Origin of the sequence: Rhizobium sp. Root708 (assembly GCF_001429725.1) — a bacterium.
In the GTDB taxonomy this organism is placed as follows: domain Bacteria; phylum Pseudomonadota; class Alphaproteobacteria; order Rhizobiales; family Rhizobiaceae; genus Rhizobium.
On the sequence record NZ_LMHV01000023.1, the window covers coordinates 1 to 14,437 of the forward strand.

The 14,437-nt window shown below is 59.1% G+C and carries 12 protein-coding genes and 4 pseudogenes; 6 read left to right on the top strand and 10 right to left on the bottom strand.

Annotated elements, in window-relative coordinates:
* From ASE04_RS30705 to ASE04_RS14445, 4 genes and pseudogenes are all read left to right on the top strand, one after another.
* A pseudogene (locus ASE04_RS30705) lies at positions 1-325 on the top strand (ISNCY family transposase); the annotation flags it as partial.
* Between the two features lie 83 nt (positions 326-408).
* Positions 409-582, top strand: a pseudogene (locus tag ASE04_RS30710) (ISNCY family transposase); the annotation flags it as partial.
* A 431-nt stretch (positions 583-1,013) separates the two neighbouring features.
* Positions 1,014-2,243: an MFS transporter gene (locus ASE04_RS14440; protein ID WP_056818361.1), complete on the top strand. Its 1,230-nt coding sequence runs from the start codon at positions 1,014-1,016 to the stop codon at positions 2,241-2,243.
* Between the two features lie 341 nt (positions 2,244-2,584).
* A complete protein-coding gene (locus ASE04_RS14445) occupies positions 2,585-3,700 on the top strand; it encodes an OpgC family protein (RefSeq protein ID WP_056818362.1) in 1,116 nt (371 codons plus the stop codon).
* A 10-nt stretch (positions 3,701-3,710) separates the two neighbouring features.
* Here the strand turns inward: ASE04_RS14445 and ASE04_RS14450 are convergent, their stop codons facing one another.
* Together ASE04_RS14450 and ASE04_RS14455 are read right to left on the bottom strand one after the other, a co-directional pair.
* The gene (locus ASE04_RS14450; protein ID WP_056818364.1) at positions 3,711-3,959 is read right to left on the bottom strand and encodes a hypothetical protein; all 249 of its coding nucleotides are present in this window, start codon (positions 3,957-3,959) and stop codon (positions 3,711-3,713) included.
* 334 nt (positions 3,960-4,293) lie between these two features.
* Entirely contained in the window at positions 4,294-5,373 is a 1,080-nt protein-coding gene (locus ASE04_RS14455; protein ID WP_056818366.1) for a helix-turn-helix transcriptional regulator, read from the bottom strand.
* Between the two features lie 371 nt (positions 5,374-5,744).
* Between ASE04_RS14455 and ASE04_RS14460 the strand changes: the two genes are divergently transcribed.
* The gene (locus tag ASE04_RS14460; protein WP_274533880.1) at positions 5,745-6,482 is read left to right on the top strand and encodes a DUF6030 family protein; all 738 of its coding nucleotides are present in this window, start codon (positions 5,745-5,747) and stop codon (positions 6,480-6,482) included.
* Positions 6,483-6,671: 189 nt separating this feature from the next.
* Positions 6,672-7,157 carry a GFA family protein gene (locus ASE04_RS14465; RefSeq protein WP_056818370.1) on the top strand — a complete coding sequence of 162 codons (486 nt, stop codon included), beginning with the start codon at positions 6,672-6,674 and terminating at the stop codon, positions 7,155-7,157.
* Positions 7,158-7,712: 555 nt separating this feature from the next.
* On the opposite strand, the gene ASE04_RS14475 is transcribed toward ASE04_RS14465, so the two are convergent.
* The 8 genes and pseudogenes from ASE04_RS14475 to ASE04_RS14505 all read right to left on the bottom strand — a co-directional run bounded on the left by ASE04_RS14475 (position 7,713) and on the right by ASE04_RS14505 (position 14,021).
* Entirely contained in the window at positions 7,713-8,510 is a 798-nt protein-coding gene (locus ASE04_RS14475; protein ID WP_056818372.1) for an MOSC domain-containing protein, read from the bottom strand.
* Positions 8,511-8,512: 2 nt separating this feature from the next.
* Positions 8,513-9,523: a GlxA family transcriptional regulator gene (locus tag ASE04_RS14480; protein WP_056818374.1), complete on the bottom strand. Its 1,011-nt coding sequence runs from the start codon at positions 9,521-9,523 to the stop codon at positions 8,513-8,515.
* Between the two features lie 143 nt (positions 9,524-9,666).
* A complete protein-coding gene (locus ASE04_RS14485; RefSeq protein WP_056818376.1) occupies positions 9,667-10,521 on the bottom strand; it encodes an ABC transporter permease in 855 nt (284 codons plus the stop codon).
* Positions 10,518-10,655 (bottom strand): annotated as a pseudogene (locus ASE04_RS31585) (proline/glycine betaine ABC transporter permease); the annotation flags it as partial. The pseudogene ASE04_RS31585 and the gene ASE04_RS14485, both read right to left, overlap by 4 nt.
* Positions 10,648-10,887 (bottom strand): annotated as a pseudogene (locus ASE04_RS31590) (FAD-dependent oxidoreductase); the annotation flags it as partial. The pseudogenes ASE04_RS31585 and ASE04_RS31590, both read right to left, overlap by 8 nt.
* Positions 10,884-12,401 (bottom strand): aldehyde dehydrogenase, encoded by a 1,518-nt coding sequence (locus ASE04_RS14495; protein ID WP_056818380.1) that lies wholly within the window; start codon positions 12,399-12,401, stop codon positions 10,884-10,886. The pseudogene ASE04_RS31590 and the gene ASE04_RS14495, both read right to left, overlap by 4 nt.
* Positions 12,394-13,308, bottom strand: coding sequence for a dihydrodipicolinate synthase family protein (locus tag ASE04_RS14500; protein ID WP_056818382.1), 915 nt, complete (start codon positions 13,306-13,308; stop codon positions 12,394-12,396). The genes ASE04_RS14495 and ASE04_RS14500 overlap by 8 nt, the downstream gene beginning before the upstream one ends.
* Positions 13,305-14,021 (bottom strand): GntR family transcriptional regulator, encoded by a 717-nt coding sequence (locus tag ASE04_RS14505; protein ID WP_056818384.1) that lies wholly within the window; start codon positions 14,019-14,021, stop codon positions 13,305-13,307. Before ASE04_RS14505 ends, ASE04_RS14500 begins: the two co-directional genes overlap by 4 nt.
* Positions 14,022-14,437: the final 416 nt, after the last annotated feature.

The window sequence follows — 14,437 nt, forward strand, 5'->3', positions numbered from 1 at the left end:
GGGCTGACGATCTGCATCGGCCGCTGAACCTGGCGCCGGATCGGTTGACGGAGATCCTGTGCAAGCGCGAGCAGCGCTATGTYGGATCGCAGCTGACSKTTTCGTTCGAGCGCAARCGGATCATGCTGSAGGAGACCGAGGTGACGCGTGGTCTGGTTGGTCGCTATGTCGAGACCTATGCCTATGCGGACGGCCGGCTGGATGTGCGTTGGAAAGGCTATTCCCTACCCTACACGGTGTTCGACAAGGACCAGCGGGTGACGCATGCSGCGATCACCGAGAACAAGCGGTTGGGTGATGTTCTGGCCTATATCAAGGAGCGCCANACCCTACACGGTGTTCGACAAGGACCAGCGGGTGACGCATGCSGCGATCACCGAGAACAAGCGGTTGGGTGATGTTCTGGCCTATATCAAGGAGCGCCAGGAGCAGCAGGACGAGCCGACGGTGAAGAGCAACAGCGATAAGAATGGCTACGTCAAACGGGCTCGCGGACCGGGCCGGCGGAAGGATTTCATGAACGATCCGGCAGTGATCGCACGGCGCCAGAAAGCACTGTCGCGACAGCAGGCTGCGGAGTGAGGCGTCTCAAAGCTAAAGCCGAAGAGGTGTATTTACCACCCGCCCCCGATCTGATCTTGCAACCGGTATCAGCCGCTCAGATCGNAGGCTGCGGAGTGAGGCGTCTCAAAGCTAAAGCCGAAGAGGTGTATTTACCACCCGCCCCCGATCTGATCTTGCAACCGGTATCAGCCGCTCAGATCGRGGCTGGTCGATGTGCCGTGTGGCGACCAGTCGGACATTACTACTTTGCAAGCCGGCGGACATTCCAACTCCTCCGCCACAAGGTGTGTGGCTTCAAGGTCGGCCGACGGACGGCCACCAACCTGACTGACTCATGAAAATGGAGTTACCCGTACAGTTCCATGAGAAAGTGACCTCGACGCCCACCTTCCAAAATCCTAGAGATACAGAAGGAGAACGGGATCAACTGGTCCCTTTGGGAGAGTTTCATGACCGCATCAGTTTCGGAGGCGTCCTCGGTGGATACGCCGAGCGTCAGCCAGCCTCGAGTCCATCTGTTGGTCTTGCTCGCTTTGGGCCTATCGCATCTTTGCAACGACACCATTCAGTCCCTGATTCCAGCTGTCTATCCGATTTTGAAGAGCGAGTTCGCCCTCGACTTCGCGCAGATCGGCGTCATAACGCTTGTTTTCCAGATCGCAGGCGCACTGCTGCAGCCGGCGATCGGGCTCTACACTGATCGCCACCCATTGCCCTACTCGGCGGTATTCGGAATGGCGTTCACGCTCGCCGGTCTGATCAGTCTCGCCTACGCTTCCTCCTATGTCCTGATTCTGATCTCGGTGACCTTGGTTGGTATCGGCTCATCGATCTTCCATCCGGAAGCGACACGCGCAGCCCGTTATGCCTCCGGCGGCAGGCAAGGATTGGCGCAGGGTATCTTCCAGGTCGGCGGTCAGATCGGCGGCGCACTCGGGCCGCTTTGTGCCGCGGTCTTCATCGTTTCGAATGGCCGGCACAGCCTGGTATTTTTCACGGCGATGATCGCTCTGGCGATGTTCCTGCTCACATGGAGTGCCCGCCAGTACTGGTCGATCCAGTCGCAGTTCGAAGCCGCGCTACGGAGCAAGGGCGCAAAGGATGCTCGACCGGATCACTCGCGCCGGACCGTCGTTATCGGTCTCGCTGTTTTGACGCTGCTCATGGCATCGAAGCTGACCTATCTCGAGAGCTTCCGCTCATTTTATACATTCTACCTGATCGATCGCTTCGGCGTCTCGGTGTCGATGTCGCAGATGATGCTGTTTGTATTCTTCATCTCGTCCGCTGCCGGCGTGCTGCTCGGCGGTATCGTCGGGGACAGGATCGGCAGGTACCGGATCATCTGGATTTCTATCCTGGGCCCCCTGCCCCTCACCCTGCTCTTGCCCTATGCAGACTTGTTCTGGACGGGAGTGCTGACGGTCGGTATCAACCTCATCATGGCAAGCGCGTTTGCTTCCATCATGATCTACGCGATGGACCTCGTTCCCAAGCGGATCGGCCTGATTGGCGGAATGTTCTACGGCCTCAACTTCGCGATCGGCGGGATTGCCGCAGCGTTCCTTGGCGGGTTGACTGACAGGATCGGGATTGAGGGCGTCTATCAGATATGCTCGTTCATACCGATCGCGGGTTTCCTGGCTATATTCCTGCCGCGTCTGGAGGTCAGGCGATAGTGCCCTGCTGATCTCACCGCTTAAGACGGGAATCTCGCAGCAGAGATAGAAGCCGTTTGCGGTCGGATCGCCCAAGCGCGGACCCTCTCGTCAGTCGGCTCGCGCTACGAAAAGCTGCGCTTTATGAAAGACAAAGAGCCGCGCCCACAGCCGCGATACTTCTAGGGTAACGGAAATGTCGGCGGATTACTGTCTGGATTCGTGACCGCGGGCTGAAGCCGTCGCCGGCTATTTGGGTTCGGATGTCACGAAGGTGAACTGCTCGTTCATGTGGGCTTCATCGGGCGATTGCTACCGTGGGTTCGTCGTCAACAGAAATGAATCATCAGGACAAGTTAGCAATGCAGCACCCTGCCGCTCCATCGGCCGGCCGAGATCCGCGCCTTGATTTTTTCCGTGGCCTGGCTCTGGTTATGATCTTCATCAACCACGTGCCTGGCAACATGATGGAAGGAGTTACGTCGAAGAATTTCGGTTTCTCGGATGCCGCCGAAGCCTTCGTTCTGATGTCCGGCATGTCTGCGGGCCTCGCATATTCGAGCGCCTACGCCCGCGATCGTATTCACGCGATTGCCCGCATATTGCGCCGCGCGGGGCGGCTCTACAGTGTCCATCTGCTCACGACCGTGTTGGCGGTCGTCATTCTGATGGCTGGCCACAATTTTCTGGGCACGACCGCGCTTTCCGAACGCGTCAACATGATCTCGTATCTTGAAGCGCCGTGGACGACCGCCCTGGGCGTGCTCGGCATGACGCATCAACTCGGCTACTTCAACATCCTGCCGCTCTATATGTTGCTGCTTGCAGCGACGCCTTTGTTTCTGGCTCTTGCGTCGCGCAGCCGGCGTCTTTTGTTGACAGTATCCGTATCGATCTGGGCGATTGCCGGTTGGAATAATATCAATCTGCCGAACTTCCCCACCGAAGGGTCGTGGTTCCTGAATCCGTTCTCCTGGCAGCTGATCTATTGCATCGGGCTATGCGCCGGCATCTCGTCGAAGAAGGGCGAGGTTCTCGTCAGATACAGCCCGGTCCTGATGACGGCTGCGATCGCATACCTCGCCTTTGCGATGTTCGTTATTCAGGGGCAGAATTACGATCTGACGAATTGGGGCGATCACCCGCTGCTGGTCGGATTTGACAAGGGAATCCTGCCTCTCCCGAGACTGCTGCACGTCCTGGCGCTGGCATACGTGATTTCGCAGATCGCCGCATTCCGTTCGATTGCCGGAAACGCCAAGGTGGCCGCCGTGGCTCTGCTTGGAAAGCAAGGCCTCGCGGTGTTTGCCTGGGGATCGGTTACCTGCATTTCGCTACAGGTTCTTCGGGAAGCCTATGCGTTCTCACCTGCCCTTGACTGCGCGACGCTCGCGCTGGGCGTGGCGGTTCAATATGCCGTGGCACTGCGCCTGCAGGCCGAGAAAATGGTGCTACGGCCTCGTAAGCAGATGGCCTAGACCGGCGACACTAAACGCCGGTCGATCGTTGGAGCAAGTCGCGCCATCTCTTCGCGTAACCGTCAACCACCGGCGGATTCATGTTGGAAGCTCTGAAGCGGGCTTCGAGTAGCTTCACATCAAAATCATCCAGAGGAGTCTCCTTTGGATAATGCTTGAGCGTGTACCTGAACATGTCTTCCCAGCTCCGGCGTACGCCGAGCGACTCGTCAGCCAGGTCCAGGCGTGTGCGATCAATGAGTTCTTCCAACGTCGTCATCTGTTGCCCCAACGAATCCGGAGCCAGATAACAACAATCTCGCGGCTTACGCGAGGACCTCGATGAAAACGGATGTTGTCATCCTCGGATGACCATACATGCGGGCCGCGCAGGCGGCGCCGACGTCTCCACGGAACGGCGACGCCGCCTGCCTGCCCTAACATGAAAAATTGGTGGTGAACGGGAAGCCCTGACGCGCAGCGAACTGAAACGCAGGAGACCGTTTCAGCGCTCAACCCTCTTCCCGTCAACCTATAAGAGAGTAGCGAGGACCGGTGAGACGCGCATATACCAATTGATATAAGCCCGGCTGCTCCGGTCACCATCGGTGTATTTATTTGGAGAGACCGAAGATCAGCCGCGCGAGGTCGATCTGCCGCTTGGAGCCTGTCTTGTCGAAAACGGCGTGAAGCTGTGCACGAACCGTTCCGACCGAAACATCGCGGGATTTTGCCACTTCGTCGACGCTTCTGCCGAGCCCGATCTCCCGGGCTACGCTCGCTTCGGCGGGGGTCAAGTCATAGAGGCCAGCGAGAATGCCGTCGTCGACCTTGGCATCCTTGAGCACCGGCGTGATCGCAAGCAAAAGGTCAGCGGCGTTGAAGATGTCGTGCGCTGCGCCTGCGATCGGCAGCGCGTGAACGACCATCGCTGAGTGTTCATGTTCGGCGGCAATTGGAAAAGAGCCGCCGAGTTTGGCGACGCGCGCGTCCAACAACGATGCCCAGCGGGCGTCCGCCGCCTTCTGAGCAAACACTATTCGGTGGCGGTGGTCACGAATAACACCTGGAATGAGGCGCGCGAAGCTTTTGTTGGCGACCACAAGCCGCCCGTTCTTCAACGCCGCGGCCCAAATTCCAAGGGTCTCCATCGCATCCACGGTGGATTTGATCTGTTCGAATTTTAGCCTCGATGCCAATAGAGCTGCCCGCGCAAGGTGCGGCCGGAGCTCCGTCAGCGCAGTCGTCACCTCTTTTGGGAGAGGGCCTTCCTCGAAGCTCCTGTGCACCGACAGCTTGATGATGTCTCCCGATGGCGAGGTTATTCCGGTGCCTGCATGCCAGAAGCATCCGTGCGGACGCATGAAACCCTGATAGTATTCGCTTTCCATCATCTCCTCGACGGACATCACGTCGGTATCCATCAGGAAGCGGGGTTCCGCGAACTTGCGGCTTCGCTCTTCACTCTGAAGATAAGGGTTCTTGGACCCCCAGCCCCCTTCGATATAGGCCTGCATCTTAGGAACGACGGAATCATTTCCGATCCACCTGAAATCCCCATCTGGGGAAACTCCCATCAGGACACCGTCTCGCGATTGACTGCGCCGCGCCAGCTGGTCGAGCAATCCAGGGCCCTTCCAGAGCTCCGGCACCACCGCAGCTTCGTATATCGTGTCGATGAAGTCGTGATCCATGTGCGTCCCCTGCCCCGGAAAGACTAGCACGTAGAAGATGATGTCGCGGTCTTTTTTGCAACCGTCTTAAATGAAACCACAGCGATAGCGCTGGGCTCGTCGCGCGATCGTGCGGCGCCGAGGCTTCTCACTGGCGACAGGCCGACATGGTTTCGTCGCTGCCCGGCACTCCGCACTGAAGGTCTGGATCAGCATGGCCTGCGGACCGATCACTTCCAAACGTCCTCAACCGCTGCTATGTTAGCGGTCTCGCATTCACGCTCAGGACGGTGTTGGATTTGGGAATCCAGACTTCAGGAAATCAAACAGCGACCTCGCCGCTCTGGAGTAAGGGCCTGGTAGCGCTCCTGGGACTGTTCTTCTTCGTCGTCATGGGCGCAGTTTCCGAAGTGCACCATTGGCGGGAGGCTGGTAAAAACCAACATCCCGCCGAAGACGATGGGGCCGTACCCGTTCAATCAACTGGGGATGCGATTGCAGAGCCTGTCAGTTCGCAATCGTCCATGTCGGATGGAACGCGCCTTTTCGACGTTCCACAGGCCGAATTGACCAGCCAGTTCGTTCGCAGGTGGCGGATATCCGGACCCCAGATTTGTGCAGCCTTCCGTGACGCCGGCATAGAGGCGACAGAATGGCGCGCCGCCTCCATGCGTAGTATCAGCTACGAATGCTATTTTCAGCGGATTTATGAGAGAGACGATATTCGTCCTCTGCGCTCGACCTTCCTGCGCGTTCGAGGAAACGCGTCGGGTGAGGTGCTCGAGATCAGCGGCAGGATTGTCGGGCCGACGACTGACGACCAGGGGCTCCTCGACCCGTCCCTCATGCGCATCTTCGAGGTTCTGGTCAGCCAGGTAAGGTGGGGCGACTTTCAGGACACGCTGATCCCGATCCAGAAACTGCTGGATATCAGATGCGAACGCTTCGGCGCATCTTTCGAGTTCAAGCGAGAGCTGAGCCGGGAAAACAGTTACGATTTCACCCTGGTCCTGTCTCAGAACTCCAACCAGCAGGTCCGAACAAGAGCGTACTTCTCTCCGGACCGATGGATGGTCAATCCGGATGTCGCGAGAACGCGTCCTATGCTTCTAACGGTGTCGAGCAGGTAACGCGATCATCATGGAAAATATGGTCTCGCTTTACGGCCTGTCAGGCGGTTCGAACGCTTATTTCGTAAGGGCGGCGGCCTGCCACGACGAGCAACCGTCAAATCGCCCCTTGCCTTTTGTCGAACGGATTTGTTTCCTGATGCGATCGTCGCCGACCAAGTGAGCGAAAATGTCGTGTGGAGGAAATCTATGCAAACCCATGTTCTGACCGGTGGCTGCCAGTGCGGCGCAATCCGATACGCGCTTGATCAGCAACCGCAGAACGTTCACGTGTGCCACTGCCGCATGTGCCAGAAGGCGGTTGGCGGCCCCTTCGCGATCATCTGCCCTGTCATGAAGTCGGCATTTCGCCTCACACGCGGGACAGTCAGCTATTTTCATAGTTCGGATATCGCTCGCCGGGGCTATTGCCGCGGCTGCGGTACTCCGCTGATATTCGACTATCCTGATGCCGAGGACGTGGGAATTCTTGTCGGGACGCTCGACGAGCCCGATCGCGCGCCACCGGAAAATCAGTACGGCAATGAGAGCCGTGTCGCCTGGTACGCCGGGCTGATCCAGGTGCCCGGAGATCGGCCGACTTACGCCGACAATGCAGCGATGCTGCACCGGATTTCCAGCACCAACCGCCAGCATCCCGACCACGAAACGATCAATTGGCCTCCGGTCGACTAGCATTGTGCTCGCCCACAATGCAAACCGCCGCCATTTGTGAGTTGTTACGCAACAGGACCAACGAGTCCTAGCTCGTTTTCGGGGGCTAGCCTCGTGATGAGAACGCGGATACCCCGTTCCCAGATGACGTCAGGGAAGGCTATGTAGTATCCGCCGACGGCGCGGTAAGCCTCTGGTTTTTGCCTGACGCCCTCAGTGGCTGCTGTAGAGCGGTGGGAAGTCGTCGTCTCCCCGATCCGGGAAAAGGCTTCGCCTCATGCGCCGGATTGCTTCGGCCTCGCTGCGCTGTCGCGAAAGCATCACGCTCGTTACCTCGCTAAAAGCCGATCCGTCTTTTTCGGCGACGCGTACTGTTCCTCCTTGCGCAAGGAAGTCACAGAATGCTTCAACGGACCGGAGCCGCGTCGTCAGTTCAACATACCGATCTTCATATCGTGCCTGCATCACCTGCCTCCTCGGACGATTGTTGACGGAGACTTCGGCGATATCATGGCTGTAATCATTGTGGATCACTTGCGGATGCCGGGACGTTCGTTGGTGCTTCCGCAACAATCCCTACGATCTGGTCGGTAGCTCGTAGCCCTGCGTGCACAGCGGTCTCGTCAGAGTCCTGCCAACGCCAACGCTGACGGGATCACCGACCCTCAGGACGCCGTTGCAGACGGGCGCGCAATACACACCCATGTTGCGACTGCCGAATCTCATGATGTTTCTCAAGATCTCCGGATCGTTCGGGAACCCGTCCTGCTCGATGATCGTAAAGCCGCAGCGTTTCGTGGGGGCGATCACCGTTCCTTCCACTCCGCCGAGCCGGACGGCCTGATCGACCCAGCCGAGTTCGACAAAACCGGTTATATCCTCTGCTGTTTCGACCACGATATTGGGTCGGAAACGTCTCGGATTGGGATCGCCGGCTGGATGAAGTGACTTCAGGTGGCCGATCGAAGCGCTGGTGAGAAGATGCAACGGCGAGACGTCGTAGCGATCCTTTGCCAATGCGGCGTTCGGCATTTCGGACTGGGTCCGCTCGTAGGGACGAAGTTCGACCTCGAAACCGAAAAACCCCGTCAGTGCCAAGCCAAGCTGCGGGTCTTTGACGCCGCGCCAATCGTGGTTGGGGACTAGGATCTGGACCTCACCGTTCTCCGTCATCCGCGATTTCATGAACACGCATTTTTGCCATTGCCGATCCCGTTCAGGATGAGCCACGGTGCCAGTCGACACCTCGACAAGTGCGTATCGCCGGTCACCTACCATCCCGTTGGCCGAGACTTCGCCATGGTCGAGCTGCTCTCCCGTCAAGGAGCTTACCGGATAACGCCAAAGCTCGGTGATTTTTCCGACCTGCGGCATGCTCAGTGCACCTCCAAAGGCATTGCCCGCACCTGCGAGGGCGTTGCGCCGAAGGTTCGCTTGAAGGCGCGCGTGAAGTGCGAGGCGTTTTCGAAGCCGACATCGAGCGCGATTTCGATCATCGACCGTTTGGGGTTTGCGAGGAGTTCTTTTGCCCGTTTCAGTCGGACGCGCTTGTAGGCTTGAGCCGGCGACATCCCCGCCTTCTCCATGAAGACACGCTCGAGCTGCCGGCGCGACAGTCCGACGGAGGACGCGAGTTCGGGGATCGAGATGCCGTACTCCATGTTCTGTTCCATCAGGATCATCGCGGCCCTGACACGATCATCGTCGTAGTTCTCATAGAGCGGCCGGTGCGGCTGTACGTCTCCCGGAGATCTCGCCTTCTCGATCTGCAGGACTTCGAGGGCATTTCGTTCCGCCTCGTGACTGATGTATCGGCGAACAAGAAGTGCGGCCATGTCGGCAGCGCTGGTTCCGCCAGCACAGGAACCGCGCTGGGTGTCGAGATTGAAGAGCCGGTCCGAGCGCGCCGACAGGGTCGGAAACCGCTCCTTGTAAGCCTGCACATGGAGCCAGCTGACGCAGGCATTGTGGTTTGCCATGAGGCCGGCTTCGGCGAGGATGAACGTTCCCGTGCAGAGGCCGATCAGAGGAACGCGTTGTGCAGCAGCACGTCGCAAAAACGCGACGGTCCCGTCGTCCACCGGTCGGTCGACGGTCAGCAGACCGCCAACCACCACGATGTAATCAAAGCGAGACGGATCGACGAAGTCGGAGGTCGGGGCGACTTGGACACCGCAGCTTGAGGTGACAAGATGACGCGTGCTTCCCAAAACCTGCCAATCGGCCCGTACCCTTCCGGAGCGATCGAATTGATCACTCGCAAGACGCAGGGTGTCTACGAAAAGGGCAAATGCCGACAGCGTGAATGTCCGCGCAAGCACGAAGCCAACCTTGAGCTGCTTGATTGCGACCGCATTTTCCCCGGTTCGAAAATCCTCTGGTCTCATCGGTCATGCCTCCTGTTTCGAAAGCCCATCATCAAGCGATCTTAAAATCCGTACGCAAGCTGATCCGGCTCGTCCACGACGGTGGTGTTGCGAGCAACGACGCGGGCGAAGCCTAAGATGCGGAAGTACGTGCTCGTCATTGGTCACCTGGCAGCAGCGGACGGGCGATTGCGATCAAGCAGCCCTCGGCTCAGACGATCAAGCAGGAGGGCGACGGCGACGATTGCCAGCCCGGCCCGCAACCCGAGGCCCATTTCCATGCGCGTCAATCCACGCGTGACCTCTGCACCCAAACCGCCTGCGCCCACGAGCCCTGCCAGGACAACCATTGCCAGGGACAGCAGGATGCATTGGTTGAGGCCGACGAGCAGAGTCTGCTTTGCCAGCGGGATTTCAATCTTCCAAAGCACCGACCGTGGGTGAGCGCCGATCGCGCTGCCGAGTTCGATGTATTCGCGCGGTATCTGTTTGAATGCCAGCGTGGTGAGACGCAGCATCGGAGGGATTCCATAGACGATTGTCGCAATGATCGCCGGCACGCGCCCAAGGCTGAAGACCATGACTGCCGGAATGAGATAGACCCATGGCGGCACGGTCTGCATGACGTCGAGGACTGGCCGGACGGCGGCTTCCAGGGGCCGATAGCGTGCACACAGCACGCCCACGGGGAACGCAACGAGCACCGAGATGAATACCGCGACTGTCACGAGCGCAACAGTCTGCATCGATGCCGTCCAGAATCCGACGATGAGGCAGAAACCGAGGCAAAGCCCGGCAAGGATAGCACCACGAAGATTGACGGCGAAGAACGCCGCGACGACGACGATCGCGATCATGGCAGGCGGAGGCAGCACGAGAAGGGCTGCCTCGATTGCGGACAGGACCGTTTCAACGATAGTGCTGATGGCTGAAAACAATGGATGGAGATTGGTATTCAACCAGTCGACAACAGGTGCCAGGAAGGCGCCCGGCGAAAACTGCAAAAGCGAAGTGTTCATGACGTCCTCCCCGTTCCGAGACGCGCGGCGCTCTGCGTTATGCGATCAAGCACCATGGTCAGCACCACGATCGCGATCGCGCCGTTGATCGATGTGGCGATATCGAGAGTGCGGATCGCTCCGTAAATGGCGTCCCGACGTGCCTTTTCCGATCTCGCCGGCGTCCAACAGGACGATCTTTTCGCCCGGCCGCAGCGCACGGAGGCGTCGGGCAGCGGAGAGTCCGGCAAATCCGGCGCCGATAACCAGCCAGTCCGCAGATACGTTGCCGTCGAGTTCTTTTAAGGGAAACAGGCGCTGACTGATGGTCTCCCAGCCAGAGACCCCGTTTTCAATCGGCAGCCGTCTGACTAGGTTGCTGGTCATCGCACGCTCTCGTCGACTGACCGCTCCGAGATGTCGATCCAAATGGTCTTCAGCTCGCAATAGTTATCGTGGGCGAATGCCGACTTGTCGCGACCGCCGAAGCCCGATTCCTTGTAGCCGCCAAACGGCGTGGTGGCGTCGCCTTCGCCGAAGCAATTGACGGTGACCACGCCCGCGCGGATCTCTCGCGAGAGCCGGATCGCGTTGCGGAGGCTGCCGGTGTAAACGGACGCTGTCAGGCCATAGTTGGTGTCGTTTGCGAGCGCGACCGCCTCGGCGAGCGTGTTGAAGGTGGTCACCGACAGCACCGGCCCGAATATCTCTTCCTTGAAGAGACGGCTCGATGACGTCACGCCATCAACGACCGTCGGCTCCACGAAGATGCCGTCATGCGTGTCGCCACCATAGGCAACCGATAGCTTCTCCTTCTTCGCATCGTCGAGAAACGATGTGACCTTCTCGAAATGCGCCTTGTTGACTAGGGCACCGATGCGGTTGTCCGGATCGAGCGGATCGCCGGTTCTCCATTCCCTCATGTAGGCGCCAATCCGCTTCAGCAGATCGTCCTTCACATTGGCGTGGACGATGAGGCGCGAGGTAGCCGAGCAGTTCTCGCCCATGTTCCAGAAGGCACCGTTGACGACCTGTTCAGCAACAAGATCGAGATCCTCGGCATCATCGAGAACGACGGCGGGGTTCTTGCCGCCGCACTCGAGCACGACCTTCTTGAGATTGGAATCGGCGGCGTAGCGCAGGAACCGGCGCCCGGTCGGCGTCGATCCGGTAAATGCGATCATGTCGACGTCCATGTGCAGGCCGAGCGGTTCGCCCACGTCTCTGCCACTACCTGTGACAACGTTGAACACGCCCGCAGGTATCCCTGCTTCGTGAGCGAGTTCCGCGACCCGAAGTGTTGTCAGCGTCGTGTCCTCGGCGGGCTTGACGACAACGGAGCAGCCCGCCGCCAATGCCGGGCCGATCTTCCAGGCAAGCATCAGGAGCGGAAAATTCCATGGGAGGACGCAGCCGACAACGCCGATCGGCTCGCGGACGATCATCGTCAGCGCGTTCGATCCGACAGGAGCGGTGTTGTCGTAGAGCTTGTCGATCAGCTCGGCATGCCAGCGCAGCGTATGGATGGTGTCTGGAATGTCGACCGTCTGGCACTCGCGGACGGGCTTGCCGCTATCGAGACTTTCCATGACTGCAAGTTCGTGTCGATTGCGCTCGATGAGCTTGGCGAGTTCCAGCAGGACCTGCTTGCGTTCGCCGGGCGAGCGCAACCGCCAGCGACCATCGTCAAAAGTCGCGCGGGCTTTCGCGACCGCATGGTCGACGTCGGTGCTGTCGCAGGCTGCGACCTTGGCGAGCGTATCGCCGGTCGCGGGGTTCTTTGCCTTGAAGGTCTTGCCCGAGCTTGCAGGGCGGAAAGCGCCATCGATGAAGGCATTCGTCGGGAATTGAAGGTCGGCTGCGATCGCCTTGTATTCGGCGGCGGTCAAGGGCTCATGGATGACGATTGGCTCCCGATGTGATCTGGCCGACCGTGCGCTTCAACGTCGAAACGACGGTCTCAAGTGTTCGCTTTTCTTCGGAATTGAGCGGACGCAACGGCGCACGCACGGAGCCGGTCTTCAGCCCGATGATCTCGCAGCCGTGCTTGATCGACTGGACGAACTTGCCGCACTCGAGGAAGTCCATCAGGGGCAGCATCGCGGTCATGATCGCGCGACCCTTGTCGAAGTTCTTCTCGATGACGCAGGCTTCATAGAGCGCGACGTGCTCTTTCGGCAGGAAGTTCGAGCCGGCGCAGACCCAGCTTCTCGCGCCCCAGGCAAAAAACTCGAGCGCCTGGTCGTCCCAACCGCATGAGAGCGCGATGTGCGGAAACTTGCGGGCAAGCAGATGCAGATTGCCCATGTCGCCGGAGCTTTCCTTGATGGCGACAACGTTTTTGGATTTTCCGACGCGGGAGAAATACTCCTCGCCCATCATCACGCCCATACGGGCTGGATAGTTGTAAAGCATGATCGGCATATTCGCCGCGCGATCGACGGTCATTGCGTGGACCGCGTTTTCCCGCTCGGTCGGCAGGGCGTAGGGAGGCGTTGACACGAGAGTTGCATCGGCACCAATCTCTTTTGCCGCCTTGGCGTACTCGACCGAATCCTCGGTGCGGGTGGCGCCGGTTCCGATGATCAGTGCCAATCGGTTGCCGGTGACATCCTTGGCATAGGCACCAACATCGAAACACTCCTGACTTGTCTGAGCGTAGTATTCGCCCGTCGAACCGCCGACGATGATGCCGTGGACTCCCGCTTCGATGAGCGATTCCAGGACGGCGGCGAAGGCCTTGCGGTCGATCTGGCCACTCGCGTCGAGCGGCGTAATCGCCGGCGTGTAGATCCCCTCAAACTTCACGATGACTTCTCCAGTGATTGCGTGGCTGGAGAACCGACAAGGGCGTCCGCCTTGAGCCCCTGCGGAGCGATGAACATTTCCATATTCTCGCGCGACAGCTCCCAGTGTTCGAATACGAGATCGACGACCGCGTCCTCGTCGTGAGCCGCCACGGCCTCGATGAAAGCATCGTGGTGATCGACCGCCACCTGCAGGCGGCGCTTCATGTCGTCGTTGCGCGGGCGGAAGAACGTGTGGCCGATACGAGCGTGATCGATCAGCAAGCGGCCAAGGCTGGGCTGGAGGTAGGCATTGGCCGACATCTCGCCGAAAATCTCGTGGAAACGGTTGTTCTCGATGACCATGGCGAGCGGATCCATGCTGACGCTCGCAGTGCGGAACCGCTCCTGCGTCTGCTTGAGATCGGCAAGTTGGGTGGGCTTGAAGTTTTGAACCGCCAGCCGCCCGATGGCGGCATAAATCATCGGCGCGACAAGGAAGAAATTCCTGAGCGTCACGTGGTTCATCGGAATAACCCGTGCACCACGGTTCTCGCGGATGTCGATATACCCCTCACCCGCCAACCGCCGAAAAATATCGCGGACCGGCGTGCGAGACAGGCCGTAGCGCTCGCTCATGCTGCCCTCATCGAGATCGGCGTCGGGGTCGAGCTCCATCGTCAGGATCTGACGCTTCAGGTCGTCGTAGAGATTGCTTTTGATCGCTTTCGCCATTTTCGGGCCAACTCCTCATTCCTCGAGCCAGCACACCATACACCCTCGCAAACGAGAGTCAACGGATTGTATACTTTGTGGACACAATAGATGTAAACGAGAAATACATTACAAGTGATCGCCGGGGGGCTTCCTGGCGAATGGTCTCGAAACGCCCGGCTCCCAATCCGTCGACACAGGGCGGATTGGGTGAACGCGACTGGCATTGAGCTGGTGAGAGTGGGGGAGCGAATGGTGAAACTCCGGGTGCGAGCAGAACTTCTCCTGTCATCGCATCAAGCAAGACATCCATTCCGGCAACGCCTGTTAGAGAGATCGGCGTTAACAGGTGTTGGGAAGGAGGAATGGCGATAGCTGAGGCGCCGCACGCAATATCAAGCTATTGGTTTAGGCTGTGCTGAACCAGCGCCCCGACC

Bases quoted from the DNA above. Each gene is read 5' to 3' on its own strand.
- ASE04_RS14460 (WP_274533880.1), top strand. From the start codon at position 5,745: ATGGGCGCAGTTTCCGAAGTGCACCATTGGCGGGAGGCTGGTAAAAAC.
- ASE04_RS14505 (WP_056818384.1), bottom strand. From the start codon at position 14,021: ATGGCGAAAGCGATCAAAAGCAATCTCTACGACGACCTGAAGCGTCAG.
- ASE04_RS14465 (WP_056818370.1), top strand. From the start codon at position 6,672: ATGCAAACCCATGTTCTGACCGGTGGCTGCCAGTGCGGCGCAATCCGA.
- ASE04_RS14480 (WP_056818374.1), bottom strand. From the start codon at position 9,523: ATGAGACCAGAGGATTTTCGAACCGGGGAAAATGCGGTCGCAATCAAG.
- ASE04_RS14440 (WP_056818361.1), top strand. From the start codon at position 1,014: ATGACCGCATCAGTTTCGGAGGCGTCCTCGGTGGATACGCCGAGCGTC.
- ASE04_RS14445 (WP_056818362.1), top strand. From the start codon at position 2,585: ATGCAGCACCCTGCCGCTCCATCGGCCGGCCGAGATCCGCGCCTTGAT.
- ASE04_RS14485 (WP_056818376.1), bottom strand. From the start codon at position 10,521: ATGAACACTTCGCTTTTGCAGTTTTCGCCGGGCGCCTTCCTGGCACCT.
- ASE04_RS14455 (WP_056818366.1), bottom strand. From the start codon at position 5,373: ATGGATCACGACTTCATCGACACGATATACGAAGCTGCGGTGGTGCCG.
- ASE04_RS14450 (WP_056818364.1), bottom strand. From the start codon at position 3,959: ATGACGACGTTGGAAGAACTCATTGATCGCACACGCCTGGACCTGGCT.
- ASE04_RS14475 (WP_056818372.1), bottom strand. From the start codon at position 8,510: ATGCCGCAGGTCGGAAAAATCACCGAGCTTTGGCGTTATCCGGTAAGC.